Here is a 22,938-nt window from a genome sequence, read left to right on the forward strand (position 1 = left end):
ATGCATAAATTTTTGCTTGGTCTATTTCTCTTCTTCTCCATATTAGTTTTTGGACAAAAGAAATTTACAAATAATGAAATCTTAAAAGCCTTTCCATTCAATAAAACTGCAAAAGTAAAAATCATATCTTATAATACAGATTTTTTAAGTGAATTTCCAATACCATTACCTCCTGTTGGAAAAAACGGTGATTCAACAATAATCAAAAAAATCATTGTTAATCAAGAATACCCGATCAAACTAAAAAACATATTATACAGAGAGAGTATTGAAGGAATTAATCAATCAAAAACGCTTACATTTAAAGAAACTTTGGAATTATTAGACTTACTTTACAACACTTGTGGTCAATTTAAGAATGATATGCGGGAAATTAGCAAATGCTTTTTTCCTAGAAATGCTATTTTGTTTTATGACGAAAACGATAAAGTTTTTGAAATCTTAGAGATATGTTTTGAATGTCACAGAATAGATTTCAATTCAAAACAATCATTAGAAATTAATGATATGTGTGATGATTTTTATTCTAAATTAGAAAAATTCTTCAAAGACAATAGCTTAGAAACAAAATATATTAGAAAGTAGTTATGCGAAAAAATAAAAAACGAGAATTTCAATCCTCAGAACTTGTAAAATCTTTTGCGAGAATACATGGTTTTGAAGATAAGCTGATTGCTTTTGAAATTAAAGATTTTCTGGAAGATTATCTTGATGAAAGTCTTTTTCAGGAAATTGTAAGCGTAAATCTTGATGATAAAATTATTCAGATTAAAATAAATTCACCGTTGCTGAAAAATGATTTCAAAATGAGAAAGAGCTTTTATCTGAAAAAGTTTCAGGCTCAGTTCGGTGAAGAAAAATTTAATGATCTTCAGATTTTGTAGGAATTGAATTCTGAACAAGATTACTTGATCGCAAATCAAAACTTGAACGCAACGGAAAGAAAAACTTCATAGGATTTCTTAAAAAATATCTGAATATTTCCCTGTAAATCTCTCTTACTTCACCAAAATTCATTTTTCTCGAACGGAATGCCAAAAACATCGACAAACTGAAACTCACCAAAAAGTTAAAGAAACCGATCAGAAAAACAGTAAAAAAAGCAGTCCAGAAAGTGGATGCATCAACCATAAAATCTTTTCCATAAAGACCAATTGCAAAGTTACCTGCCGCAAAAGTAATGTGACGAATATCAAGGTCAAGACCAAAGAAAAGCCCAATCGGAGCAGTCGCTCCCAGAAAAACACCAAACCAAAAATTAGAAATAATTCCTGCCCAGTTTTTAGCATAATATGTCGAGAGGTTTTTTGCAAAACGGGCTCCAAACAACCTTTTTATCGGAAGATTTTTTGCAATTCTATCCGGAATCTGATAAAACACGGAGTTATTGCCTATATTTCCTGATATAATTCCTGAAATAAAAAGATAAAATCCTGCAATGCAAGCGTGAAGAATCGCTTTAGATTTAAAGGGATCAAGATCTTTCAACAAACGGTCTGATTTTTCAACTGCCAGATTTTGCGAAAAGAAAACGTCAAGACCATAAATAATCAGCATGGCAACAGGAAAAGAAAGAAGAACATTGCCGACAAAAGCAATAAACTGACTTCTAAACAATTTCGAAACCAGATCAGCAAATTCTGTGTAATTACTTTTAAGATTTTCCTGTTCAGATAATACTTTCGTCATGGTTGCAGCCGTCATTGCAGGCTGTTTTGTGGCAAGCGTAAATCCCATCAGATAAATCATTACAAATCCCATCGCATAATTTAACGAATACAAAAATGCGTGAAAAAAGTCGCTTCCGGGCATGAATCCGTACAGCATTTTCAGAATACATAAAGCACCGACAATAATTCCACCACCGCTTGCTTTATAGAACATTTTCATGTACTGTTTGCGGTTTGAAGTGATATAATGACTTCCGGTTTCTGCGGTATGATTGGTAATTAAATGTGAAATTAACCGTGTGCTGTCATTAATAAGATCAGAAATGTTATTCTTATGAGATTTATAACTCAGAATATTAAAAATCAGCTGTTTGGATTTTACAATCACATCTTCTGACTGATCGATGATCAATAGATTTATAATTTCTGAAATTCTTTGTGTTTGTTGACGAATTTTGAGAAGTGACTGGTTAATTTTCCCGGAAATACCGTATTTTGAGGAGTTTTTAAAAGCAATATTTACAAAATCCTGACATTGCTCAGCGTAAATTTTAATCTGTTTATAGCGGCTGTCTTTAGAGTTCAACTGCATTGCAGAATTGGTTTTAAAATCTTCTGCCAAAGCTTCCAATTCATTTTGTAAAGCGAGAAAAGGATTGTCGAAATTTCTATATTCAGGAGCCATTCTTACAACATCAACTTCAAGAGCCATCCCCGTAACACGCCAAGAAAGAATATTCATCGAAAATATCAGTTCGTTTTTCACATTCGGTTTCAGAATAAAATCTGATATTCCCAAAATGTGCATCAATTCATTCACTTCTTCTTCGGGAAGATTATGAAGATATTCCAGATCTTTTTTTGGGCTTAAACTGATGTTGTCGATGAGATACCAAACCGTATTTTCGTTTTCTACGGGCGGTAAAACCTTATTTAATATTCTTTTTTTAAGCTCAGGAAAGAATGCATTTTCCGAAAGAATATTGGCTTCCGTTAAAGAAAGATTGAAAGGTCTCCCTTTAAAAATAATGTAAATATAATGCCTGAAATTGTCTGAAAAGTTCTGATGTTCTCTCAAAAATAGAAGTACCTCTCTGAAATCTGTTTTTTTTATAGCTTCAAAAAACTCAGCTAAAGGTTCCAGCGAGGCAGTTTCATTCTTAAAGGAAAAATATTTTTTAAGAACAGCTTCAAAATTTTTTGTATTTGAACTCAGCAGTTTCATGAGTGCAAAGATACTATTTCAAACTTACATTCCTCATCTGTCTCATAATCCAGTTGTGTTTCTTTCTCAGATAAGGCGACGGGTTTTTCGGGTCATATTTTTTAGGGTTTGGTAAAACTGCGGCTATCCATGCGGCTTCGGAAGTCGTAAGATCTTTGGAAGATTTCCCGAAATAATACTTGGAAGCAGCTTCTACACCGAAAACGCCCTGTCCCATTTCGATAGAATTAAGATATCTTTCGAGGATAATATCTTTAGACCAGACTTTTTCAATTATAAATGTATAAATTGCTTCAAGCCCTTTTCTTATCCAGCTTCTTCCCTGCCAAAGAAAAATATTTTTTGCGGTTTGTTGCGAAATTGTGCTTCCTCCTCTCAGCTTTTTGCCTTTTTCATTGTTTTTCATCGCTTTTTCGATCTGAGCATAATCAAAACCATTATGAACAAAAAACTTCTGATCTTCTGAAGCGAGAACGGCTTTTTTTACATTGCTCCCCATTTCATCATAAGAAATATAATCGCGGTCTAATTTCCCGTACTGAAACAAACCTCCAATCTGAGTAATCGTAATGGGCGGATTAAAAAACCTTCCCCAAATAATAAAAACTACATTCAGAATAAGAACAATAAAAATGAACTGTTTAATTTTCTTCCACATATGCTAAAAAGTTAGTGCAAAAATATAAAAATAACCGAATCCTTACTTTAATTCCTTCATATAAGTTAACTGATATCCGGGTAAAAGCTCTGGATGAAAAATTTTGATATAATCTTTTAAAACCAAATCAGAACGCACAACTCCGCTTTCAAAAAAGTCGTTGGCCTTTTGTTTTTCTCTACCTGAAACTCCGTAAATTTTTCCTTTATTAAACACCTCAAGCTTTGCATAAAAAGGATTGATATTCAACATTTCTTTCTTGGAAAGGTGGTTTCCAGCATTTACCCAAAACTGGATATTTTTAGCTTTAGAAAAAACTTCTTCGAAGCTCATTGTAACTGCTTTTTCTGCAGCGTTATCTTTTAGAATATAATTGGCATTAGCATCATTAATGTAGTTTGCCGTAAAAGTTTTTCCACCCGGCAAATACCACACATCGCCATACATTTCATTGGCTAAAACATTTGGTTTTGAAACTGATTTTAAAGCAAGTCTCTTTAAATCATCATAGTTTTTCTGAATCTCATTAAACTTATCTCCAGCTTCTTTTTCTTTCCCTAAAAGCTTTCCAAAAAGTTTGATGTATGAAGTCTTTACCATCGGACTTTGCTCCATATATTCATCCAGAAAAATCACCTGAATATTGTTGTTTTTTAAAAGCTGATAGGTATTATCAAAACTTGCAATATAATTGGTAAAAACGGCATCAGGCTTCATCGAAATAATTTTTTCGACATCGTACTTCTGTTCATTTCCTACATTTTGTATTTGTCCAGATTTTAGTAAGGAGTGAATTTTTTCTGAGTAAATATATTCGGGACTTGCAATTCCAATTACTGAGTCTTCAGCGCCAAGTTCGGAAACATAGCCCATTAAACTTGCATTCAAGAGTATAATTTTAGAAAAAGGAACCTTATTTTTATCGAAATTATATGTAAAATTTCCCGACTTTATTTCTAATTTTCCATTATCATCTTTCAATTGTACTCTTTCTGATATTTTTTCCCAATCGGATGATGATATTTTTTGTTCTCTTTTACAGTTGATTAGAAGAAAAAACGCGACTAACAGTAAAAATTTTGCTTTCATCTTTCAAAGAAAGCAAAAAAGTACTATATTTGCAAACCAATAAACAACGGCCTCGTGGCGCAACTGAATAGCGCATCTGATTACGGCTCAGAAGGTTACAGGTTTGAATCCTGTCGAGGTCACTAGACCGACATTTGTAGATTTTACTCTCTTATGTCGGTTTTTTTTATTTTCTAACCCATTGTTATACTGATAGATACACTGAGCAACAATATTCATTTTAGGTGTTTGAAAACTTTTTCCGTCAAATTCGACTTTTTGAGGAAATATCAAACACCCTATCGTCCTTTTTGTTAGCAAATCGCCCTGCTGATAGAGGTTTGAGAGATTTTCCATAGAATCCAGCGCATTTTCAATTTTAGTCTTGATATCAAGTTCCTTGCTTTCTGCAACAATGTATTGAAGTTCCAATTCTAACTGTTCGATTTGGGTTTTTGTGAGCATCTTTACCTCTTTATAATCCTCTTCATCCAATTTATCGGAAAGATATTTATCTCTCGCATTGGCAACTTTTTCATGAAGCAAGCTAATCTCTTTTGAAATAGATTTTCTTTTCGAATCAATATCAAAAGTGAATTGTTTATAATTGTCTAAGAGTATTTCTTTCATCAAGTCTTTGATGATTGGATTGTATTCTAATTTTGAGATTTCCTTTTCAAATAGTTCATTTAATTTAGCAGAGTCAAATCTAAAACCACACTTGTAATGACAGTGATAATAATAATAAGTTTTTGACTTCCCTTTCGCGCCACTCGCGGTAAGATTCTTTCCACATCTTGGACAAGTCAGAAGCCCCCGAAGTGGAAACCTCTCATTACCCAGAACCCTTCCACCAGGTCCCTCCACTTTCCTTTTCTTGTCCATTATCTGTTGAACTTGATAAAACAGTTTTTCACTTACAAGTGCTTCATGTTTTCCATCAGTATAGTAAGCTTCTTCCTGCTTATAGTCCTCGATATAAATTTTACCGCAATAGACAGGGTTTCTCATTGCTTTCGCAAATGCACTTCGTGACATGGAAATTCCTTCCCTTTTATTCATTTGCAGTCTCACGTGGTCAGCCGGAATATGTCCTTTTGAAATCTCATTAAACGCCCAGATGATATTTGATGCCTCCGGTTCTTTTACAGCAATATACTTTTTACCGTCTTCCTGACTTCTGTTGATATATCCGTAAGGTGCGATTCCCATCAATCGCCCCTCTTTTTTTGCTCTTCGCATTCCGTGGAAAGTATTCAAGGCTCTTCGGTCGTTTTCTACCTCAGGAGTAGAAAGGTATATTGCCAGCATCAGTTTATTTTCAGGAACCGACATATCCAAGGGCTGTTCAATAGCTTGAGGAATAATGTGATTTTTTTGAAGTAAACTTATCATTTGATACGCATCGCCAGTATTGCGACTGAATCGATCCCACTTAGTAAATAGAACCAAACTGCTTTTATGGCTCTTCTTTTTAATTTCAATGAGATATTTTTTCCATTCTGGACGTTCAAAACTCTTAGCTGAATGATCTTCATAAATAACTCTATTAATAACTATATTGTGATTAGAACAATATTTTCTTAATCGTTCATCTTGATCTCTTTGGGAATAACCTTTCTCAGCTTGTTCATCTGTTGATACCCTTATATACAAATCTGCAATAACCATAATTGTATTGATTTCGTTAAAATTTAGATTTAGAATGCATCAAAGAATTATTGATGCCATAGAAATTCACCATTCCGATATACAGCTAAGATACAAATTATCAATCAGATGCAAAAAATTCTTTTAAAGTAAGTTTTACAATAGTATATAAAAATTCCATAATTTCTTCTGATTCTTCTTGATTTACCTCATAACCAGCTTTATTTAATAATTGTAAAGCTCTTTCAGATGGAATTTTTTTTAACTGTATTGACGGAATGTATGTATCGATTTTAACTTTTTGGCCAGTTTGCTTCTTTGATCTCTCTTTCTTCATGACAATCTTATTGAGAATTGTAACTCAATAATTGTAATTTAGAGAGCAACATTATCACTTCATTTTTACTTCTTTCTAAGTCATAGATTGGCTTTATTATTCTGACGATTTTAAATGATAATATTTCTTATAAAGTAAGAGTTCACCAAAATTCATGAAAGCACGGAAAGCAAATTCTACAACTATATTGATACAAATATTGTAGTAAAACATTTTCTCAAATGCAACCGATAAAAAGGCAGCTAAGGTATATAGTTCATCCTATTCATAATCCCAGCCAAAAGACTACGGCATAAACGGTTTCCTCCCTGAAGGTACCCTCCAATTATTCCGTTTCCTTTTGGCTTTTCCTATTGCCCTATAATATTATCTGCTTTCTTTTTTCCGGTTTTTCTTTTGAAAAATATTCAGCGAAGCCCAAGAGGCTTTCAGGGAAAGGACGGAGAAGAGATTGTGAACAAAGAAAAATGTACAATCTTAAAAAGCAATGTTATGAACATTATCGGAAGACTGACAAAAGATGCGGAAGTACGCACACTGTCAAACAAAAAACAAGTAGTCAATTTCTCAATTGCTACCAATGACAATTATCGCAACAAGCAAGGCGTAAGAATAGAGCAAACTACCTACTTTGATTGCTCTTACTGGATTTCTCCAAAAGTAGCTGAGATTCTTACCAAAGGGGCATTAGTAGAATTAAGTGGAAGAGCCTACACAAGTGCATGGATAGGAAAAGACGGGGAAGCTCATGCAGGATTAAATTTTCATACCTCTCGAATCAAATTTCATGGAGGAGGAAATAAGGCGGAAACTACTAAAACGGCTTCTAAAAACAGTTCTAAATCAGCAAAGGTTAAAACCGAAAAATCAGTATCAAATCAAAGTGATGAAGATGATGATTTACCATTCTAAAAACATTCTCAAACATTTTTCTAATTTTTAAAATACAACATCATGGCACATAATTTAAATTTCAACAGCAGAACAGGAAAATATTCATTTTTCACAGTTAAAGAAAAAGCTTGGCATAACTTGGGGCAAGTTGTAGAAGAATATCCCACAAGTGAAGAAGCAATAAAATTTGCGGGTTTGGATTACGAGGTTGAAAAATCTGTATTATTTACAAAAGGTTCAGGTATCATTGAAGAAGATGATAATATCATTATGAATGATTCTGAATTGGAAGTACCTCATTATTTTGCAAATATCCGAACCGATAACAATACAGTTTTAGGAGTGGTGGGAAAAGATTATCAAATTGTACAAAACCGTGAAGCGTTTTCTTTTTTTGATTCTATTGTAGGCGGAAAAGATGGAATTCTTTACGAAACTGCAGGAGCTTTGGGAAATGGTGAGCGTATTTTTATTACCGCAAAACTTCCCGATTATATCCGAGTTGGAAACGGTGACGATATTACAGAGAAATACATTTTCTTAACCACCTCACACGATGGGAGCGGAAGTATTACCGCCGCTTTTACACCTATTCGTATTGTTTGTCAAAATACTTTAAATGCTTCGCTCAAAAATATGAGCAATGTGGTAAGAATCAGACATACCGCAGGAGCTAAACGACGTTTGGAAGATGCTCATAAAGTCATGGGGCTAGCCAATACATTAAGTAATCAATTAGAAGAAACTTTTAATTATTGGGCAAAAATTAAAGTCGGTGACGACGAAATGAAAAAATTAATTCAGTTGGCACTCTGCCCAAATAAAAAAACTTTAAAACATCTGCAAAAAGGAAATCTTGACGAACTGTCAACCGTTTTTAAAAACACCGTTGATGATGCTTTTGCCTATGCAATGATGAGTGACACTCAACAAATGGAAACCACTAAGGGGACCTTATTCGGTGCTTATAATGCAGTGACGGGCTTTTATCAGAATGTAAAAACCTACAAAGATGATGAAGCCAAACTACAATCTATTGTCATGGGTGGAACAGCTCAAATGAAATCTCAAAAAGCTTTTGAGCTATGCGAAAAGTTTGCAGGTTTTGGAGCAGATTCAATTTTGATGAACTGATTTTTTAATCATTGTAATTACGGGAAAAACAAATCTCTGCCGTATTCAGAGTACAAAATATGAAATTCAATATCGTAAACGAAATAAAACTAAGCTATTCAAGAAAGGGAAATTGTGAAAGATTGATTACAACTTCACGGGATGCTGTCAAAATATTTAAAGAGCATTTTGACAGTGATGAAATGGATTACCGGGAATCTTTTTTTGCCCTTTATTTAAATCAAGCCAACAGAGTTTTAGGAATAAAAAAGATTTCAGAATCTGGAATTTCTTCAACGATTGTTGATGTTAGAATCATTATGCAGGCAGCACTTTTGTGCAATGCATCAGGGATTATTTTAGCACATAACCATCCATCGGGAAACTTAAAGCCATCCCAGGAAGATTTAAATATTACGCAAAAAATAAAAGAAGCTTCACGGTTTTTAAATATTCAATTGCTCGACCATTGTATATTAAGTTCTACAGCGTACATATCATTTGCAGATGACGGACATTTGTAATTACTAAAGAAAAACAGACGGTCATAAATTTTGTCGTCTGTTTTATTGTTCGGGCGAAAAGACAATTCCTCCCTTTGGTCGGAAACGTCTTTTCGCAATTTTTTTAATTAAATGTGGTTAAGATAATCCTAGTGATACCTAACATATTGTTTTGATATTAAGGTGGTATTTTGAGATTTTATAAGTTATCGAGTCCGAGCACTTTATTTTCTCTTATTGTTTTCTCAAAATCTCATATCATTAAACAAAGTTTCATAAATTTACGAAGTATGAGTTTAATGTAACAAAATTTGAAAATTGGATATGCACGTGTTTCAAACAAAGAACAAAATTTAGATCTACAAATTGAAGCGTTAGAAAAAGCTGGTTGTGAAAAAATTTATCAGGAGAAAATTTCTGGTGCAACAAAGAGTCGTTCCGAACTTGATAAGATGATTGAACAGTTTCGAGAAGGTGACGAAATTTATGTCTGGCGATTGGACAGATTGGGTCGAAGCCTAAAAAATATTATTGATCTTGTCTTAAGTTTGAGTGATAAAGGAATTATTATAAAAGGTCTTGTGGATGGTGTTGACACTTCCACTATTAACGGCAGATTATTTCTTAATCTAATGGCTTCTTTGGCTGAATATGAAAGAGAGTTGATAAGAGAAAGAACTAATGCAGGATTGCAATCAGCCCGAGCTAGAGGTAGACTTGGAGACAGACCTAAAGGTTACACTGCCGAAACAATTTCAAAGTTGCTTCTTTTACGTTCAATTTATAAAGATCCATCACTGAGTCCGGAAGATATTTATAAACCATTTGGATTGACTAGAGCAACCTTTTACGGCTATGCTAAAATTTTGGATAATCATACGGATGAGGAAATCAAGAATATGAAAGCTAAAAAGTAAACAAAATTTAATTTGTTTATGTTATAACAATGTTATAACTTTGAAATATGAAAACAAAAGTCAGAAAAATAGGTAATTCTGTTGGTATTATAATAAGTCAGAAAATTCTTGATCAGGTGGCTGTTAAGAAAGAAGTGAATCTATTTGTTAAGGATTCTAAAATTATTATCGAAGCAGTAAAAGAAAATCCTCGTGAAAATTGGGAAGAACTATTATTAAAAGCAGGTTCTCTTAAAGACAATGAGTATTTAGAAGATTTTGAAAATGATTTTGATAAATCAGAATGGACATGGTAGAAAGATTTGAAGTTTATTTTATTGATCTTAATCCTACGATAGGAAGTGAAATTAATAAAATCAGGCCATGTGTTATTATCTCACCAAACGAAATGAATAATGCACTGAATACAATAATCATTGCTCCCCTCACTTCTACAATAAAAGCATATCCAATGAGAGTTAAATGTATCGTAGACGGTAAAAATGGACAAGTTGCATTAGACCATTTAAGATCGATAGATAAGAAAAGATTAAAGAGAAAAATTGCAATTCTTGACGATATTACTGCTGATGAAATAATTGAAACTTTAAAAAAGATGTTTTCTTAATTAGAATAATCTTTATAAAACGATAAAATCATAAAAATTATTAATAGAATACTTACAGTGAATGATAAAGATATCAAACGTCTTTCAAGGCTAACAGCAATTATAACACAGCTTCAAACAACAAGACTTGTGACAGCTACAAGTTTAGCTGAAAAGTTCAATGTAAGCGTTAGGACAATATACCGAGACATCAGAGCATTGGAGCAGGCAGGAGTTCCAATTTTGACTGAGGACGGCAAAGGCTATTGTATGATGAATGGCTATCGATTACCTCCTCTTATGTTTACAGAAAAACAAGCGAACGCATTAATTCTTGCTGAACAACTGGTTTTAAAAAATAAAGATCAATCTTTTGTCAAAGACTATTGCGATGCCATTGACAAAATCAAAGCAATCTTAAAAGAATCCGCAAAAAACAAGGTTAATTTATTAGAAGAACGTACTCGTTTTGATCAAAATGTCAAAAGAGAACGAAATAGTAATTATATTTCTGAATTACAATATGCATTGACTAATTATTTATTAATCAGTATTGATTACGTAAACAAAGATAATTTATCATCGCAACGTATCGTTGAGCCGTTTTCTTTAATCAACACAACAGAAAATTGGCTGCTTATTGCCTGGTGCCGTTCTAGGAAAGAATTTAGATATTTTCGACTAGACAGAATAGAAAAAATGCAAGTTCTAATAGAAAAATTCGAGCCACATAAAATGACTTTACAACAATATTTTGATAAATTTTATTAATTCACTTTAACCCCTGACATAAGGCTGTCAAAACTCTGCTATATCTTTGCTCCAAGTTAAACAAGTAATAAGTTTTCAAAATGGAAAAAAGAACAATCGACCCTTGGGCATGGGGCAAAAACACAAATTCAGCTCAAGCTGTAGAAGTAAAAAATGTAACCGGAACGCTTTACTGTTCAGGACAGGTAGCTTTAGATGAAAATGGTGTTCCAAGTTCTGCGGATATGAGAAGCCAACTCATACAGACTATTGCCAATTTAGAGCATCTCATAAGCGAATCTGGTTATGAATGTAATAACATTGTTAGATTGAATGTTTACACAACTAACACAAATCATTTTTTCAATACTTGTATGGATGTTTATGTTCCGTTTCTTATGAAATATGGAATACAACAGGCGACAACTTTACTAGAAGTGAAAGGTCTTTTTGCAACTTTGACAGTAGAATTAGAAGCTACAGTTGTAAAATAATACACAATTTAAACGGTAGGATAATATCGCCCTACCGTTTTTTAATACCTTTTTGTATGTCAGAAATCAGAAAATTAAAGCTAGGTAGTCAAGGTTTGCTAGTACCAGAAATAGGCTTGGGTTGCATGACCATGACAACTTTTGCAGGTAATGATGTTTACGGAGAGAAAGCAGATGAAGCCGAGGCGATTGCAACTATTCATCGGTCAAAAGAACTAGGTGGAAATTTTATTGACACCGCTGATGTTTATGGCCCCTTAACCAACGAAAGGTTGATTGCAAAGGCAATAAAAGGACAACGGCAGGAATACATTATTGCAACTAAATTTGGCGAAGAGGTAGACGATCAAGGACAATTTACATTCAATATAAATGCTAGTCCAGCTTATGTGAAGAAAGCTGCAGAGCGATCGTTAAAAAATCTTCAAACAGATTATATAGATATTTACTACTTACACCGGCTGGATAAAACTACGCCGATTGAAGAAACCATATACGCAATGTCGCAATTGGTAAAAGAAGGGAAAGTTAAATATATCGGGTTGTCTGAAGTTTCCGCACAAACCATTAAAAAAGCTCATGATGTACATCCGATTACAGCAGTACAAACCGAATATTCTTTATTTGAAAGAACTATAGAACGATTGGGTATTCTTGACACTTTACAGGAATTGGGAATTGGTTTTGTTGCTTATTCACCATTGGGTAGAGGCTTTCTTACAGGAAACATTAAACGTCTTGAAGATATTTCAGAAGATGATTTTCGCAGAACAATACCGCGCTATCAGGGAGAAAATTTCAATCAGAATCTTATGATACTAAATGAAATAGAAAAATTTGCTAAAGAGAAAAGTATTACAACCGCACAATTAGCAATAGCGTGGATAATTGCCAAAGGATATGTACCCATCCCCGGAACAAAAAAAAGAAAATACGTAGAACAAAATATTGATGCTGGAAAAGTGATTTTGACTAGGGAAGATTTGAACAGACTTGAAGGGATAATCCCATTAGAAACAGAAACAGGTTTACGTTACAGCGAGGCTGTAATGAAAAATATAGATATGCAGTAAGAAACTTTAACTTAAACTAAAAACATGATTAAACAATTAACAAATCTAAACTGGCTTAGTATTTTAGTAGCCTTCATCCCTTATTTTATATTGGGTTACCTTTGGTTTGAAGTTTTTTTTAAAAAGCAATATTATATTGCTCTCGGAAAAGATTTACCAACTACCCCTCAAAAACCTGCGCCCATCTTTATAGTCGGCCCTATGATTACCACGCTTGTAACAGTTATTGCAAGTGCTATTCTGATTTACATACTTGATCTTCAAAGATATAATCAGGTGTTAGGATATTCATTATTTCTCGGGTTGGGATTTTTAGTATCCAACACTATCAATATTGCTATAAACCCCAACATGCCTAAGCCTCTGTATTATGGTTTTTTAGTCGGAATTTATCATTTGATTGGGTTTACTATTTCTAATATCATTATTCTGGGATTGAAATAATAGTATGGAGGAAGAATGATTTTATCCGGCTCCGGCAAACCAAACAGAATGGAAACAGTGGTTAATGACTATTTTTATAAATGGGAAAATGAAGAAGAAGCAGAATTTATTTTTAAAATTGTGGAAAACGCTGGAGTTGATTATGTTCATTAATTGAATTTGATGCAACGGCTCTTGCTTTTAATGATAACAAATACAAGACTGCTGAAGTTCTTTCACTAGCTCAGATAGCAAGAAGAACTTTGAAAATTACACTTTTACTAAATGGAAAAATTCATTCGGAAGACTCGTCAAAATCGATCTTTTTAGAAGGAATAGCAGATTTGGTGACGATTGGAAAAACTGCATTAGCCAACCACGATTTTCCGTTAAAAATAAAATAACAACATTCTTTGAATGAATTTGAAGCTGAAAAAACCTTGCGACCAACTGCGGAATTGAAAGGCTTTGAGTTGAAACAATACTACAAATAAATGAAATTATTTTACATAATTATGCCGTCTATCTCTTCTAATTTTGTTGAAAAATAATTTTTGTTATTCGATAAATTCAATTTAAAAGAAACAGTTCTAGAAAACAGAATTGTAATGGCACCAATGACGCGTACACGTTCTAAAAATGGTATTATCACAACAATGAACGCCGAATATTACAAACAAAGAGCGTCAGTAGGATTAATTATTACCTAAGGAACTTCTATCTCTGAAACATCAATGGGATATCCCTATGTTCCGGGTTTATATAATGCGGCGCAAACATAGAGCTGGAAGCACGTGACAGAAGCTGTGCATTCTGTTGGCGGGAAAATATTTACACAGTTATGGCACGTTGGGAGAGTTTCACATATTTCAAATCAGCCTAATCATTTTCAGCCAGTTGCTCCTTCAGCAATTCTTGCCAAAGCCAGTACAGCGTGGGGAATTGAAGATGGTGTTGAACGTAGAGTACAGGTAAGTGAACCAAGAGCACTTGTTATATCAGAAATCTCAGAAATCATTGAAGATTACATCAAGTCCGCTAAAAATGCAATAGATGCTGGATTTGACGGTATTGAAATTCACGCGGCGAATGCTTATCTGATTGATCAGTTTCTCAATCCGGATACCAATCTTCGCACGGATCAATATGGTGGATTGGTAGAAAATCGTGCACGATTTGTTCTTGAAGTTATTGATGCTATTTCAGAAGCTATTGGAGCAGATCAAATTGGTATTCGATTTTCGCCTTATGGAACACAGCACGATATGTCTTTGTTTGATGGAATAGATGAGCTTTACGAATATATTGCTAAGGAGATTTCCAAGCGTGAAATTGCATACATTTACCTTTCACGATCAGGGAACTTTATATAATGATCATTTTGATTTTATCAAAAATTTTAGAAGCTGGTACGACGGAAATATCATATTCGCAGGATTTTTGACAAAAGAAAAAGCAGAAGATTTAATTGAAGAAAATCTGGCTGATCTTGTGGCTTTTGGACGTCCTTTGATTTCAAATCCGGATCTTGTTCACAGACTTAAAAATAATCTTCCGTTGACACCTCCCGACCGTGATACTTTCTATGGTTTTTCTGCAGAAGGTTATGTTGACTATAAAAGTTTTGATGAACTCAGCAAGCACCAACAATCGGAATTGTATAATCAACCTGAATAAAAAAATGGATATTATTGAATTATAAATACAATATTTGAGTTTTAATTAGATTGAGAAGTCTTGAAAAGTTAGCTATCATTTCGACATCATTTTTAATCCCATAATGGGAGCTACTAGTGTAATTATGAAAAATATTCTCCAAAAGTTAGCAGGTTCTTTAAAAAGAATCATACCAACGAGAACTTTTCCTAATGCACCAATACCTGTCCAAACTGCATATGCAGTACCTAAAGGTATAGTTTCAAATACTTTGTTCATTAATGCCAGAGTAGCAACCATACAGCAAAAGAACCCCCATACCAAAAATACATTTCAATACCTGTTGTCGTTTTTGCTTTTCCAAGACAAGTAGTGAAAGCAATTTCTAAATCCCCAGCAATAATCAATAATATCCAATTCATTTTTTAAATTTTTGCAAATTTCTATATTCGGATTCAAAAATCATTTTACAATTGTTAAATAATTGGTATATTCTCTTTTAAAGTATTCATTACAAAGATGCTTTTGGTCTGTCCAATACCTTCAATTTCAGAAAGCTTGTTTAAAAAGAAAGTATGAAAATCATCCATATCTTTTGCTATGATTTTAAGCATAAAGTCAAAATCACCACTAATATTATGTAATTCTATAACCTCTTTTAATTTTGATGTATCTTCTATAAATTTTCCGGCAGTTGTCTTGTTGTGAACATTCAAAGCTATCATGCAGAAAACCATTAGTCCTTTGTCAATTTTTTTTCGTTCTATATTGATAGTATAATCCTTGATTACACCATTTTTTTCCATCTTTTTAATTCTTTCATGTGTTGGCGTAGGGCTTAAATTTACTCTTATTGCGATTTCCCTAATACTTAGCTTAGAGTTTTTTTCCAGTACTTTCAAAATAGATATATCTTTTTCGTCTAGATTATTTTGATTTGCAGTCATATGTTCTTAATTTTTAATAATAAATATTAATATATGTATTTATGTTCTTCGTATTATAAATAAAAATATCAAATGTACTAAATTATTGCAAATACTAGTTTGAATGTTCCATATAATATAATTTTGCATGAAATTTATATTTATGAGAGATAAAAAAAATATTATTTTAATTCTAGCATCAATTGGAACTTTTGTCGAAGCGTTGGATATTGCAATTATAAATCTAACTATTCCAGCTATACAAGAACAATTTAATATTAGCTATGGAACAGCTCAATGGTTACAAACTTTATATGTTTTATTCTTTGGTGGTTTTTTAATAATTGGAGGTAAATTATCAGATCAATTAGGACGGAAAAAAATATTTATAATTGGTGCCATAATTTTTATGTTCACCTCATTGGGAGCAGGCTTATCCACTTCATTTAATAGTTTAGCTCTATTTAGAGCTTTACAAGGTTTTGGTGCTGCATTTATAATGCCTTCCGCAATGTCCATTGTAATAAATACTTTTAGTGAAGGTCAAGAAAGAAATAAGGCAGTTGGGATATTTAGTTCTTTTGCAGCAATCGGTTCTGGAAGTGGTTTGTCTATAGGAGGTATCATCACCACGTATTTAAGTTGGCAGTGGGTATTTTTAATAAATGTTCCCATACTATTAATTACAATTATATTAGCTTACAAAATTTTACCAACAGATGAAAAAAATATTAATCATAGTAGGACAGACTTTCTTTCAGCAATTTTATTAATAGCGGGTCTTTTAACTTTGACTTATGGCACACATGAATTAATAAATATAAATGAAAGTCCAATAATAGTTATTGGTTCAATTGTATTTTCAATATTTGTTTTGGTACTACTTTCTTACAGATTAAAAATTGTACGATCGCCTTTAATTGATTTAAATTTATTTAAATATAAATCGTTGTTAACAGCTAATATTGCTTTCTTTTGCCTTGGTGCTTTTTTTATAGGATTTTTATTTTTGATATCCTTAGTTCTGCAAAAAGATATGGGATATAATTCTGCATTAACAGGATTAATAATGGTGCCGTTTAGTGTCATGTCAGCATTAATAGCAAAATTTGTACTACCAAAAATTTCTAAACGGTTAAACTCTGCAAAAACCTCATTAATTGGTTGGATTTTTATGCTAGTGGGGGCTATTTCTCTTTTATTAGCAATTTCTTTTGGTCATTCACTATATATTGTAATGGTAGGAATTGCTTGCATCTCTGGAATAGGTATGACTATTTGTTTTACTGGACTTTCGATTCTGGGAGTTCAGGATATGAAAGCTTCAAATTTTGGAATTGCATCAAGTTTTACTAATACAAGTTATTTTCTAGGAGGAGGGCTTGGTTTATCGTTTATTACCCTAATTGGTCAGTTTAATACAACAAATTTTGTAGTTGGAAATTTGAGTGTTGTAGCATTACTTATTTTTGCCCTTCTGGCATTAATTATCTTAATTGTAAATACTACTTCAAAAAAATATAAAAAAAAATTAAAGGGGATAATAAACGTGGTTATCAAGTTTTAAGAAAAAAAGAGTTCCAAATTTTTCTTGGAACTCTTTTTTTAATATTTCAATGAAATTCACACTTCATCTTTAGAAATCCATTTTTCTACATTTGGAGATTCATAATTCTTCATCTTTGATAAAAGGTCATCAATATTTTCACTAACTAAGAGTATTTCCTGATTTACTGCTTTTAAAAAACCTTTGTCAACCATTTTTTGAACTAAGGAAATTAAATCGTTGTAAAAACCTCCAATATTTAATAGAGCAATTGGCTTTTTGTGTAGTCCTAATTGTGCCCATGTTATCATCTCAAAAAATTCTTCTAATGTACCATACCCTCCAGGAAGTACTATTACACCATCTGAAAGTTCATTCATTTTCGTTTTCCTTTCATGCATAGTTTCCACTAAAATTAGTTCTGTTAAACTTGTATGGGCTATTTCTTTTGATTGTAAAAATCTTGGAAGTACTCCAATAGCTCTACCTCCATTTTGAATCGCTCCATCAGCAACTTCCCCCATTAAACCAACATTTGCTCCACCATATATCAGTTGTATATTTTCTTTAGCTAAAGTTTTTCCAACTAAAAATGCTTGTTCTTTAAATATTTTATCTGTACCGTAGCTTGAGCCACAAAAAATTGTAATACTTTTCATTTTTTAATTTGAGATAAGTTATTATATAAATTTAAAAATTATTTAATGCAAATATAATCTATAACTGTCTTATTATAAAATATTGCTGTAATTTCCATTATGTTAAGTTAATAAGATTAAACTTCATCAAAAATTAAATGTAAAAAATTATAGTGAGTGATATTACTAATAACCATAATAATCAGAAGAATGAGAACAATTAAAAAAACAATAGCTTTAGCCTTTTTAATAATTATCAATTTTGTTTATTCACAAAAAACTTGGCTTCCGATTTTTACATCTTTGGAAACTGAAGAAAAAACTTACATGGCATTAAATACAAATAATACAATTTGGATTAAAAAGATTTCTAAAAATATTTTGTTTTATTCAGCTAAGGGCAAAAATATTATAGATGGTCATGAATCAATATTGTTCAAGGTGGACTTTGATAATAGGAATTAGGTTTGATACAGATAGCTGTTTACGATAAAGACGGAAAAAATGTTTATTCCACAAAGCTAAAGGATTATGAGGTAGAAATGGAATATGTAATTCCAGATTCTGTTGGTGAAAATTACTTAAATGCATATTGTAATCTTCCATTGTTTGATAAAGGAAAGTCTTTTTAGTTTAAAAAAATGATGGTTGACTTTAACAGACATTAGCTTAAAATCTCATATAATTATATTACAGAGATATGAAAACAAAATTATACTTTTGTTTAGCTTGAAGCACAAGAGATTTTATCACATCAAGATACATCATAATGAACAAGTGTTGGCATTAATGACGTTTTGAACAACCTAGCCAAATTTTCATGATAAAAATAAAGTATGCACATACCAACATTATAACGAAGGATTGGAAGAAACTTTCAAAGTTCTATGAAATCGTATTTAATTGTATACCAATTCCACCTAAACGAATCTATCAGGGAGAGTGGCTTGACAAAGGCACAGGTCTTGTAAATGCTGATTTAGAAGGAATTCAATTACGTCTACCCGGCTACGGCAATAATGGGCCAACATTAGAGATCTATCAGTATTCAAAAATGGTAAATGCTGAAAAGCACGTAGCTAATCAAAGAGGATTTGGACATATTACATTCCAGGTAGAGGACATTGCCGGACTTTTAGAATTAGCATTAACGAATGGAGCATGCATTGTTTAGACTTCTATGAAAATAAGATAAAAGCTCAGTTTTAAAAAGAATAAAATCTGTAATTTTTAATGGAAAACTTCGAAAGATTTATAAAAAAAACCATTAGTATTGATGAAACCGAATTGAAAATCGTACTATCGAGATGCAGAAAAAAGTCGGTTCCGAAAGGAACACTCGTTCTGAAAAAAGGGCAGATCGCCAATCAGTATTTTTTTATTATTTCCGGCGGTCTGCGTTTCTTTTATGAAGGCCCGACCAGTGAAAATACAACCTGGGTCGTTTTTAAAAATGAGTTTTTCACAGAAATCTCTAGCCTTAATCCGCAAAAACCAACCAGGTTCAACATCATCGCTGTAGAAGATTCAGAACTGGTTGTCATCGATAAGAAAGATATGGACTTCCTTTATGGTCACTTCCCTGTTTGGCATGAGTTCGGCAGGAAAATTTGGGAGGAAACGACTGTCAGAATGATCGATCAGATTCTTAATTTTCAAACGCTTACTGCTGAAGAACGATATCTGGAATTCGTTAAAACACCAGAGATTCTGCAAAAAATTCCTGTCAAACAATTGGCAAGTGTCTTAGGCATCACGCCAAATGCTTTGAGCAGAATACGAAAAAATATCAAATAAATCATTTACTACCAGATGGTAGTTTTGCCGGCAAAAAGACCATTTATCTTTGTATCAAATTAAAATTGATATGAACGAAAATTCAAATGATATCTTTGATCAATATTCTGATACAGAATTGATCAAGAATCTACCCGGCTTTGAAAATAAATATATTACCGTCAATGGTATCAAACTACACTATGTTGAGGGAGGAACCGGTAAACCATTGATCTGTCTTCCCGGCTGGCCGCAAACCTGGTTCTCATTTCAACCCGTTGCGATGCAATTGGCAAAAGAATACCGTGTCATCATCATTGATCTTCGAGGAATGGGAACTTCAGAAAAACCTGAATCGGGTTATGATAAAAAAACAATGGCTACAGATATTCATCAGCTTGTGTTACAGTTAGGTCTTGAGAAAGTCAGTTTGATGGGACACGATATTGGCGGAATGGTAGCAATGAGTTTTGCCTTTAATTTCCCTGAATCCACTGAAAAACTGATTGTTCTTGACGGCTCACATCCAAGTGAAGGAATGTACCAAATGCCACTGATACCTTCTCCCAGAACTTTCAATGAAAAAATGGATGGCAATATGCCTTATGCGTGGTGGATGGGGTTCAATCAGGTTAAAGGTTTGCCCGAGCAATTGTTGGAAGGCAGATTTCATTTACTGCAGGACTGGCTTTTTAATTACGTAATGATTGACGAAAGCAAAATGACAGAAGTTGAAAGAGCGGTGTATGCAACAGCTTACAACGATAAAGAAAGCATCCGAGCGTCCAATGCATGGTATCAGACTTTTCATCAGGACATTGAGGATTCCAAACATTATCCACAATTGACGATGCCGGTTTTAGGAATTGGAAGCTACATCAGCTACAATTATATGAATTACGGATTGCCGTTTGTTGCTACCAATCTCCAAGTTGTCGGAATTATGGACAGCGGGCATTATTTATTTGAAGAAAAACCACAGGAAGTGCTTGATGTCGTACTACCCTTTTTAGCATCGTAAAAAAAAAGATTTATGGAAAAAACAATTTTAGTTGCAGGCGCAACAGGGAATTTAGGAAGCAGAATTTGCAGAGAATTAGTAAAACGCGGCGCTGCGGTTAAAGCAATTGTTCGGGAATCAACTGACATATACAAGATTGAGATTCTTGAAAAAATGGGCGTTGAAGTTAAAGTAATTGATTTGAATGATATTGATGCGATATTTGCTGAATGCAAAGATGTTGACTGCGTAGTTTCTGCACTTGCAGGATTAGGAGATGTTATTATTGATCTTCAGAAAAAGATTTTAGACGGCGCTATAAAAGCAGGTGTCCCAAGATTCATCCCTTCCGATTTCTGTACTGATTACAATGATTTGAAGGAAGGTGAAAACAGAAATTTCGATTTAAGAAGAACTTTTAAAAAGTACATTGATCAATCGTCTATCCAAGCTACATCTATTTTTAATGGCTGTTTCGCAGACATTTTAAAATACAATACACCCATCCTGAATCTGAAAGATAAAAGTATCGGATATTGGGGAGACAAAGCCGACTGGAAACTGGATTTCACAACAATGGACAATACAGCATCTTTTACAGCCGAAGCCGCGTTGGACGATAGAGCACCGAGAAATCTGCAGATCACAAGTTTTCAGATCAGTCCGAATATGATTTTCGATGATGTGAAAGAAATCTCCGGACAGACATTCAACTTGCACCAGATTACAACATTAGAGAATTTTGCGGAATACATTAAAAAACAAAGAGCGAACGATCCGGCAGGTGAAAATGAGTTATATGCAAAATTCCAGCAGGGACAGTATATGTACTCAATGTTCACGACGCAGAACAATGATCTCGCAAACGATCGTTATGAAAATATTGTATGGACAACAGGTATCAATTATTTAAAAACATTTGTACGGTAATAACTCCCACAAAAAGACTTTGCCATCTGTCCATAGTTCAAGGAATTCGGGCAGGCGGCTGGTATTTTTTAACTGATCGTTTTGAGAATTATATATTAAGTTTTCAAAATTATCAAGGTCCTTTTTACAAAATCCCAGTAATCGGGAGAGAGTATCTGATTATCATTTTTTAATGCCGCAAAGGACTGTATAATGAAGTAATCTTTGGCTATCGGATGAATGCTTAAGACAAATATTGTCGATCTAGGAAATTGTGGTTTGAAAACAGAAGCGCCGCAGAATTTTGTGATCCCTTGTAAATTCCATCAATGGCTCACCAAATGTCATATATTAATACCAGTTACTTATTTCTCCATTACTAATTGTAAATACAGACGAACTTCCCAAGTGATCCGGATGAATCCAATAGATTTCCTTTTCCTCCATATTACTTGCATACGAAGATATGTAATTACTGCTTTAATAGAACAAAAACTTTGCAGATTGCAAAGTTTTTGTTGTTTTTACAGGCACGGATCACAAATTTGCGCTATAGGGTAAAGAGCCGGAAATTAGGAAGTTAACAATAACGTAGCATCTTTTATTTCCCAATAATTATCATTATTCAATCTTAGTTTAAATACAGCATTTCTATGGAAATAATTTTTTATACGAAGGTCGACAAATACTAATGCTCTTTTTTTAGAAGGATCAAATACAATCTCTGAAAAATAGACAACACCTATCTCACATTCATTTTTATGTTTATCATACTCTGCCAGATCCAGGACTTTTGCGGTACACAAATTAAATTGAATTGCTTTTATAGTACTTCGTATACTTAAATTTTTAATAATATCTGGACTATTAGAAAAGTCTTTAAAAAAATCCTTTTTTCTTTCTATGTATTTTATATTATTTTCAATACTATCTGTTGCAAAATCTGTGTTTTTATTTTTAGTAGAATCTATATACAAATTGCAAAATTTTTCAGGATGATTAAAAAGTTTGTTGTGCGCTTTTGTCCTCTCTTCGATATATAAATCGTCATCATGAACTCTTAAACTATCAAAATATTTTTTTTACCTAAATAATCTTCACCAAAAAAATAAGGTATCAACTGATC

Annotated in this window: 29 protein-coding genes, 1 tRNA gene and 2 pseudogenes; 23 read left to right on the forward strand and 9 right to left on the reverse strand. The window is 32.9% G+C overall.

What is annotated here, in order from left to right; all coding sequences use genetic code 11:
• Positions 1-585, forward strand: coding sequence for a hypothetical protein (locus ACR1PN_RS06590; protein ID WP_433979359.1), 585 nt, complete (start codon positions 1-3; stop codon positions 583-585).
• Between the two features lie 2 nt (positions 586-587).
• Complete coding sequence (locus ACR1PN_RS06595; RefSeq protein WP_433979360.1) at positions 588-884, forward strand: hypothetical protein; 297 nt, start codon at positions 588-590, stop codon at positions 882-884.
• Here ACR1PN_RS06595 and ACR1PN_RS06600 read toward each other — a convergent pair.
• From ACR1PN_RS06600 to ACR1PN_RS06610, 3 genes are read right to left on the reverse strand one after another with little or no spacing between them, the layout of a single operon-like run.
• Positions 862-2,895, reverse strand: a complete 2,034-nt coding sequence (locus ACR1PN_RS06600; protein WP_433979361.1) for a recombinase — start codon at positions 2,893-2,895, stop codon at positions 862-864. The genes ACR1PN_RS06595 and ACR1PN_RS06600 overlap by 23 nt on opposite strands.
• Before the next feature lie 13 nt (positions 2,896-2,908).
• Positions 2,909-3,553, reverse strand: a complete 645-nt coding sequence (gene mtgA / locus ACR1PN_RS06605; protein WP_433979362.1) for a monofunctional biosynthetic peptidoglycan transglycosylase — start codon at positions 3,551-3,553, stop codon at positions 2,909-2,911.
• Positions 3,554-3,595: 42 nt separating this feature from the next.
• A complete protein-coding gene (locus ACR1PN_RS06610) occupies positions 3,596-4,642 on the reverse strand; it encodes an ABC transporter substrate-binding protein (protein WP_433979363.1) in 1,047 nt (348 codons plus the stop codon).
• A 48-nt stretch (positions 4,643-4,690) separates the two neighbouring features.
• On the opposite strand from ACR1PN_RS06610, the gene ACR1PN_RS06615 reads away from it, so the two are divergent.
• A tRNA-Arg gene (locus tag ACR1PN_RS06615) sits at positions 4,691-4,764 on the forward strand.
• On the opposite strand, the gene ACR1PN_RS06620 is transcribed toward ACR1PN_RS06615, so the two are convergent.
• Both ACR1PN_RS06620 and ACR1PN_RS06625 read right to left on the reverse strand, forming a co-directional pair.
• Positions 4,730-6,292: a recombinase family protein gene (locus tag ACR1PN_RS06620; protein WP_433979364.1), complete on the reverse strand. Its 1,563-nt coding sequence runs from the start codon at positions 6,290-6,292 to the stop codon at positions 4,730-4,732. The two genes, ACR1PN_RS06615 and ACR1PN_RS06620, sit on opposite strands and share 35 nt — an antisense overlap.
• 100 nt (positions 6,293-6,392) lie before the next feature.
• Positions 6,393-6,608 carry a hypothetical protein gene (locus ACR1PN_RS06625; protein ID WP_433979365.1) on the reverse strand — a complete coding sequence of 72 codons (216 nt, stop codon included), beginning with the start codon at positions 6,606-6,608 and terminating at the stop codon, positions 6,393-6,395.
• Between the two features lie 492 nt (positions 6,609-7,100).
• Between ACR1PN_RS06625 and ACR1PN_RS06630 the strand changes: the two genes are divergently transcribed.
• The 13 genes and pseudogenes from ACR1PN_RS06630 to ACR1PN_RS06690 all read left to right on the forward strand — a co-directional run bounded on the left by ACR1PN_RS06630 (position 7,101) and on the right by ACR1PN_RS06690 (position 15,038).
• Entirely contained in the window at positions 7,101-7,520 is a 420-nt protein-coding gene (locus ACR1PN_RS06630; RefSeq protein ID WP_433979366.1) for a single-stranded DNA-binding protein, read from the forward strand.
• 42 nt (positions 7,521-7,562) lie between these two features.
• The gene (locus tag ACR1PN_RS06635) at positions 7,563-8,636 is read left to right on the forward strand and encodes a DUF932 domain-containing protein (protein ID WP_433979367.1); all 1,074 of its coding nucleotides are present in this window, start codon (positions 7,563-7,565) and stop codon (positions 8,634-8,636) included.
• A 59-nt stretch (positions 8,637-8,695) separates the two neighbouring features.
• Positions 8,696-9,139 (forward strand): JAB domain-containing protein, encoded by a 444-nt coding sequence (locus tag ACR1PN_RS06640; RefSeq protein WP_433979368.1) that lies wholly within the window; start codon positions 8,696-8,698, stop codon positions 9,137-9,139.
• 290 nt (positions 9,140-9,429) lie between these two features.
• Positions 9,430-10,035 (forward strand): recombinase family protein, encoded by a 606-nt coding sequence (locus ACR1PN_RS06645; RefSeq protein WP_433979369.1) that lies wholly within the window; start codon positions 9,430-9,432, stop codon positions 10,033-10,035.
• Between the two features lie 47 nt (positions 10,036-10,082).
• A complete protein-coding gene (locus tag ACR1PN_RS06650) occupies positions 10,083-10,331 on the forward strand; it encodes an AbrB/MazE/SpoVT family DNA-binding domain-containing protein (protein WP_433979370.1) in 249 nt (82 codons plus the stop codon).
• A complete protein-coding gene (locus tag ACR1PN_RS06655) occupies positions 10,319-10,642 on the forward strand; it encodes a type II toxin-antitoxin system PemK/MazF family toxin (protein ID WP_433979371.1) in 324 nt (107 codons plus the stop codon). Before ACR1PN_RS06650 ends, ACR1PN_RS06655 begins: the two co-directional genes overlap by 13 nt.
• Positions 10,643-10,699: 57 nt before the next feature.
• The gene (locus ACR1PN_RS06660; protein WP_433979372.1) at positions 10,700-11,392 is read left to right on the forward strand and encodes a helix-turn-helix transcriptional regulator; all 693 of its coding nucleotides are present in this window, start codon (positions 10,700-10,702) and stop codon (positions 11,390-11,392) included.
• A gap of 80 nt (positions 11,393-11,472) precedes the next feature.
• The gene (locus tag ACR1PN_RS06665; protein WP_433979373.1) at positions 11,473-11,865 is read left to right on the forward strand and encodes a RidA family protein; all 393 of its coding nucleotides are present in this window, start codon (positions 11,473-11,475) and stop codon (positions 11,863-11,865) included.
• 95 nt (positions 11,866-11,960) lie between these two features.
• Positions 11,961-12,938, forward strand: a complete 978-nt coding sequence (locus ACR1PN_RS06670; protein ID WP_433979374.1) for an aldo/keto reductase — start codon at positions 11,961-11,963, stop codon at positions 12,936-12,938.
• A gap of 24 nt (positions 12,939-12,962) precedes the next feature.
• Positions 12,963-13,382, forward strand: a complete 420-nt coding sequence (locus tag ACR1PN_RS06675) for a DUF1761 domain-containing protein (RefSeq protein ID WP_433979375.1) — start codon at positions 12,963-12,965, stop codon at positions 13,380-13,382.
• 242 nt (positions 13,383-13,624) lie between these two features.
• Entirely contained in the window at positions 13,625-13,765 is a 141-nt protein-coding gene (locus ACR1PN_RS06680) for a hypothetical protein (RefSeq protein ID WP_433979376.1), read from the forward strand.
• A gap of 213 nt (positions 13,766-13,978) precedes the next feature.
• Positions 13,979-14,734 (forward strand): annotated as a pseudogene (locus ACR1PN_RS06685) (hypothetical protein).
• Entirely contained in the window at positions 14,694-15,038 is a 345-nt protein-coding gene (locus ACR1PN_RS06690; RefSeq protein WP_433979377.1) for a hypothetical protein, read from the forward strand. The pseudogene ACR1PN_RS06685 and the gene ACR1PN_RS06690 overlap by 41 nt, the downstream one beginning before the upstream one ends.
• A gap of 75 nt (positions 15,039-15,113) precedes the next feature.
• Here ACR1PN_RS06690 and ACR1PN_RS06695 read toward each other — a convergent pair.
• Positions 15,114-15,439: pseudogene (locus ACR1PN_RS06695) on the reverse strand (DMT family transporter).
• Positions 15,440-15,493: 54 nt separating this feature from the next.
• Complete coding sequence (locus ACR1PN_RS06700) at positions 15,494-15,964, reverse strand: Lrp/AsnC family transcriptional regulator (RefSeq protein ID WP_433979378.1); 471 nt, start codon at positions 15,962-15,964, stop codon at positions 15,494-15,496.
• A gap of 142 nt (positions 15,965-16,106) precedes the next feature.
• Between ACR1PN_RS06700 and ACR1PN_RS06705 the strand changes: the two genes are divergently transcribed.
• On the forward strand, positions 16,107-17,510 hold the full coding sequence (locus ACR1PN_RS06705; protein WP_433979379.1) for an MFS transporter: 1,404 nt from the start codon (positions 16,107-16,109) through the stop codon (positions 17,508-17,510).
• A 56-nt stretch (positions 17,511-17,566) separates the two neighbouring features.
• Here the strand turns inward: ACR1PN_RS06705 and ACR1PN_RS06710 are convergent, their stop codons facing one another.
• Positions 17,567-18,148 carry a TIGR00730 family Rossman fold protein gene (locus ACR1PN_RS06710; RefSeq protein ID WP_433979380.1) on the reverse strand — a complete coding sequence of 194 codons (582 nt, stop codon included), beginning with the start codon at positions 18,146-18,148 and terminating at the stop codon, positions 17,567-17,569.
• A 189-nt stretch (positions 18,149-18,337) separates the two neighbouring features.
• Between ACR1PN_RS06710 and ACR1PN_RS06715 the strand changes: the two genes are divergently transcribed.
• The 6 genes from ACR1PN_RS06715 (at position 18,338) to ACR1PN_RS06740 (ending at position 21,833) form a co-directional block, all read left to right on the forward strand.
• On the forward strand, positions 18,338-18,592 hold the full coding sequence (locus ACR1PN_RS06715) for a hypothetical protein (RefSeq protein ID WP_433979381.1): 255 nt from the start codon (positions 18,338-18,340) through the stop codon (positions 18,590-18,592).
• Positions 18,593-18,594: 2 nt separating this feature from the next.
• Positions 18,595-18,759 (forward strand): hypothetical protein, encoded by a 165-nt coding sequence (locus tag ACR1PN_RS06720; RefSeq protein WP_433979382.1) that lies wholly within the window; start codon positions 18,595-18,597, stop codon positions 18,757-18,759.
• Positions 18,760-18,947: 188 nt separating this feature from the next.
• Complete coding sequence (locus ACR1PN_RS06725) at positions 18,948-19,301, forward strand: VOC family protein (protein WP_433979383.1); 354 nt, start codon at positions 18,948-18,950, stop codon at positions 19,299-19,301.
• 59 nt (positions 19,302-19,360) lie between these two features.
• Positions 19,361-19,924: a Crp/Fnr family transcriptional regulator gene (locus ACR1PN_RS06730; RefSeq protein ID WP_433979384.1), complete on the forward strand. Its 564-nt coding sequence runs from the start codon at positions 19,361-19,363 to the stop codon at positions 19,922-19,924.
• 70 nt (positions 19,925-19,994) lie between these two features.
• Positions 19,995-20,924, forward strand: a complete 930-nt coding sequence (locus ACR1PN_RS06735) for an alpha/beta fold hydrolase (RefSeq protein ID WP_433979385.1) — start codon at positions 19,995-19,997, stop codon at positions 20,922-20,924.
• A gap of 12 nt (positions 20,925-20,936) precedes the next feature.
• Positions 20,937-21,833, forward strand: coding sequence for an NmrA family NAD(P)-binding protein (locus ACR1PN_RS06740; protein ID WP_433979386.1), 897 nt, complete (start codon positions 20,937-20,939; stop codon positions 21,831-21,833).
• A 551-nt stretch (positions 21,834-22,384) separates the two neighbouring features.
• Here ACR1PN_RS06740 and ACR1PN_RS06745 read toward each other — a convergent pair.
• Complete coding sequence (locus tag ACR1PN_RS06745) at positions 22,385-22,789, reverse strand: hypothetical protein (RefSeq protein WP_433979387.1); 405 nt, start codon at positions 22,787-22,789, stop codon at positions 22,385-22,387.
• Between the last annotated feature and the right edge of the window lie 149 nt (positions 22,790-22,938).

The sequence above is a fragment of the Chryseobacterium sp. RLHN22 genome (assembly GCF_051011795.1).
In the GTDB taxonomy this organism is placed as follows: domain Bacteria; phylum Bacteroidota; class Bacteroidia; order Flavobacteriales; family Weeksellaceae; genus Chryseobacterium; species Chryseobacterium zhengzhouense.

Bases quoted from the DNA above. Each gene is read 5' to 3' on its own strand.
- ACR1PN_RS06590 (WP_433979359.1), top strand. From the start codon at position 1: ATGCATAAATTTTTGCTTGGTCTATTTCTCTTCTTCTCCATATTAGTT.
- ACR1PN_RS06595 (WP_433979360.1), top strand. From the start codon at position 588: ATGCGAAAAAATAAAAAACGAGAATTTCAATCCTCAGAACTTGTAAAA.
- ACR1PN_RS06600 (WP_433979361.1), bottom strand. From the start codon at position 2,895: ATGAAACTGCTGAGTTCAAATACAAAAAATTTTGAAGCTGTTCTTAAA.
- mtgA (WP_433979362.1), bottom strand. From the start codon at position 3,553: ATGTGGAAGAAAATTAAACAGTTCATTTTTATTGTTCTTATTCTGAAT.
- ACR1PN_RS06610 (WP_433979363.1), bottom strand. From the start codon at position 4,642: ATGAAAGCAAAATTTTTACTGTTAGTCGCGTTTTTTCTTCTAATCAAC.
- ACR1PN_RS06620 (WP_433979364.1), bottom strand. From the start codon at position 6,292: ATGGTTATTGCAGATTTGTATATAAGGGTATCAACAGATGAACAAGCT.
- ACR1PN_RS06625 (WP_433979365.1), bottom strand. From the start codon at position 6,608: ATGAAGAAAGAGAGATCAAAGAAGCAAACTGGCCAAAAAGTTAAAATC.
- ACR1PN_RS06630 (WP_433979366.1), top strand. From the start codon at position 7,101: ATGAACATTATCGGAAGACTGACAAAAGATGCGGAAGTACGCACACTG.
- ACR1PN_RS06635 (WP_433979367.1), top strand. From the start codon at position 7,563: ATGGCACATAATTTAAATTTCAACAGCAGAACAGGAAAATATTCATTT.
- ACR1PN_RS06640 (WP_433979368.1), top strand. From the start codon at position 8,696: ATGAAATTCAATATCGTAAACGAAATAAAACTAAGCTATTCAAGAAAG.
- ACR1PN_RS06650 (WP_433979370.1), top strand. From the start codon at position 10,083: ATGAAAACAAAAGTCAGAAAAATAGGTAATTCTGTTGGTATTATAATA.
- ACR1PN_RS06655 (WP_433979371.1), top strand. From the start codon at position 10,319: ATGGACATGGTAGAAAGATTTGAAGTTTATTTTATTGATCTTAATCCT.
- ACR1PN_RS06665 (WP_433979373.1), top strand. From the start codon at position 11,473: ATGGAAAAAAGAACAATCGACCCTTGGGCATGGGGCAAAAACACAAAT.
- ACR1PN_RS06675 (WP_433979375.1), top strand. From the start codon at position 12,963: ATGATTAAACAATTAACAAATCTAAACTGGCTTAGTATTTTAGTAGCC.
- ACR1PN_RS06700 (WP_433979378.1), bottom strand. From the start codon at position 15,964: ATGACTGCAAATCAAAATAATCTAGACGAAAAAGATATATCTATTTTG.
- ACR1PN_RS06705 (WP_433979379.1), top strand. From the start codon at position 16,107: ATGAGAGATAAAAAAAATATTATTTTAATTCTAGCATCAATTGGAACT.
- ACR1PN_RS06710 (WP_433979380.1), bottom strand. From the start codon at position 18,148: ATGAAAAGTATTACAATTTTTTGTGGCTCAAGCTACGGTACAGATAAA.
- ACR1PN_RS06715 (WP_433979381.1), top strand. From the start codon at position 18,338: ATGAGAACAATTAAAAAAACAATAGCTTTAGCCTTTTTAATAATTATC.
- ACR1PN_RS06725 (WP_433979383.1), top strand. From the start codon at position 18,948: ATGATAAAAATAAAGTATGCACATACCAACATTATAACGAAGGATTGG.
- ACR1PN_RS06730 (WP_433979384.1), top strand. From the start codon at position 19,361: ATGGAAAACTTCGAAAGATTTATAAAAAAAACCATTAGTATTGATGAA.
- ACR1PN_RS06735 (WP_433979385.1), top strand. From the start codon at position 19,995: ATGAACGAAAATTCAAATGATATCTTTGATCAATATTCTGATACAGAA.
- ACR1PN_RS06740 (WP_433979386.1), top strand. From the start codon at position 20,937: ATGGAAAAAACAATTTTAGTTGCAGGCGCAACAGGGAATTTAGGAAGC.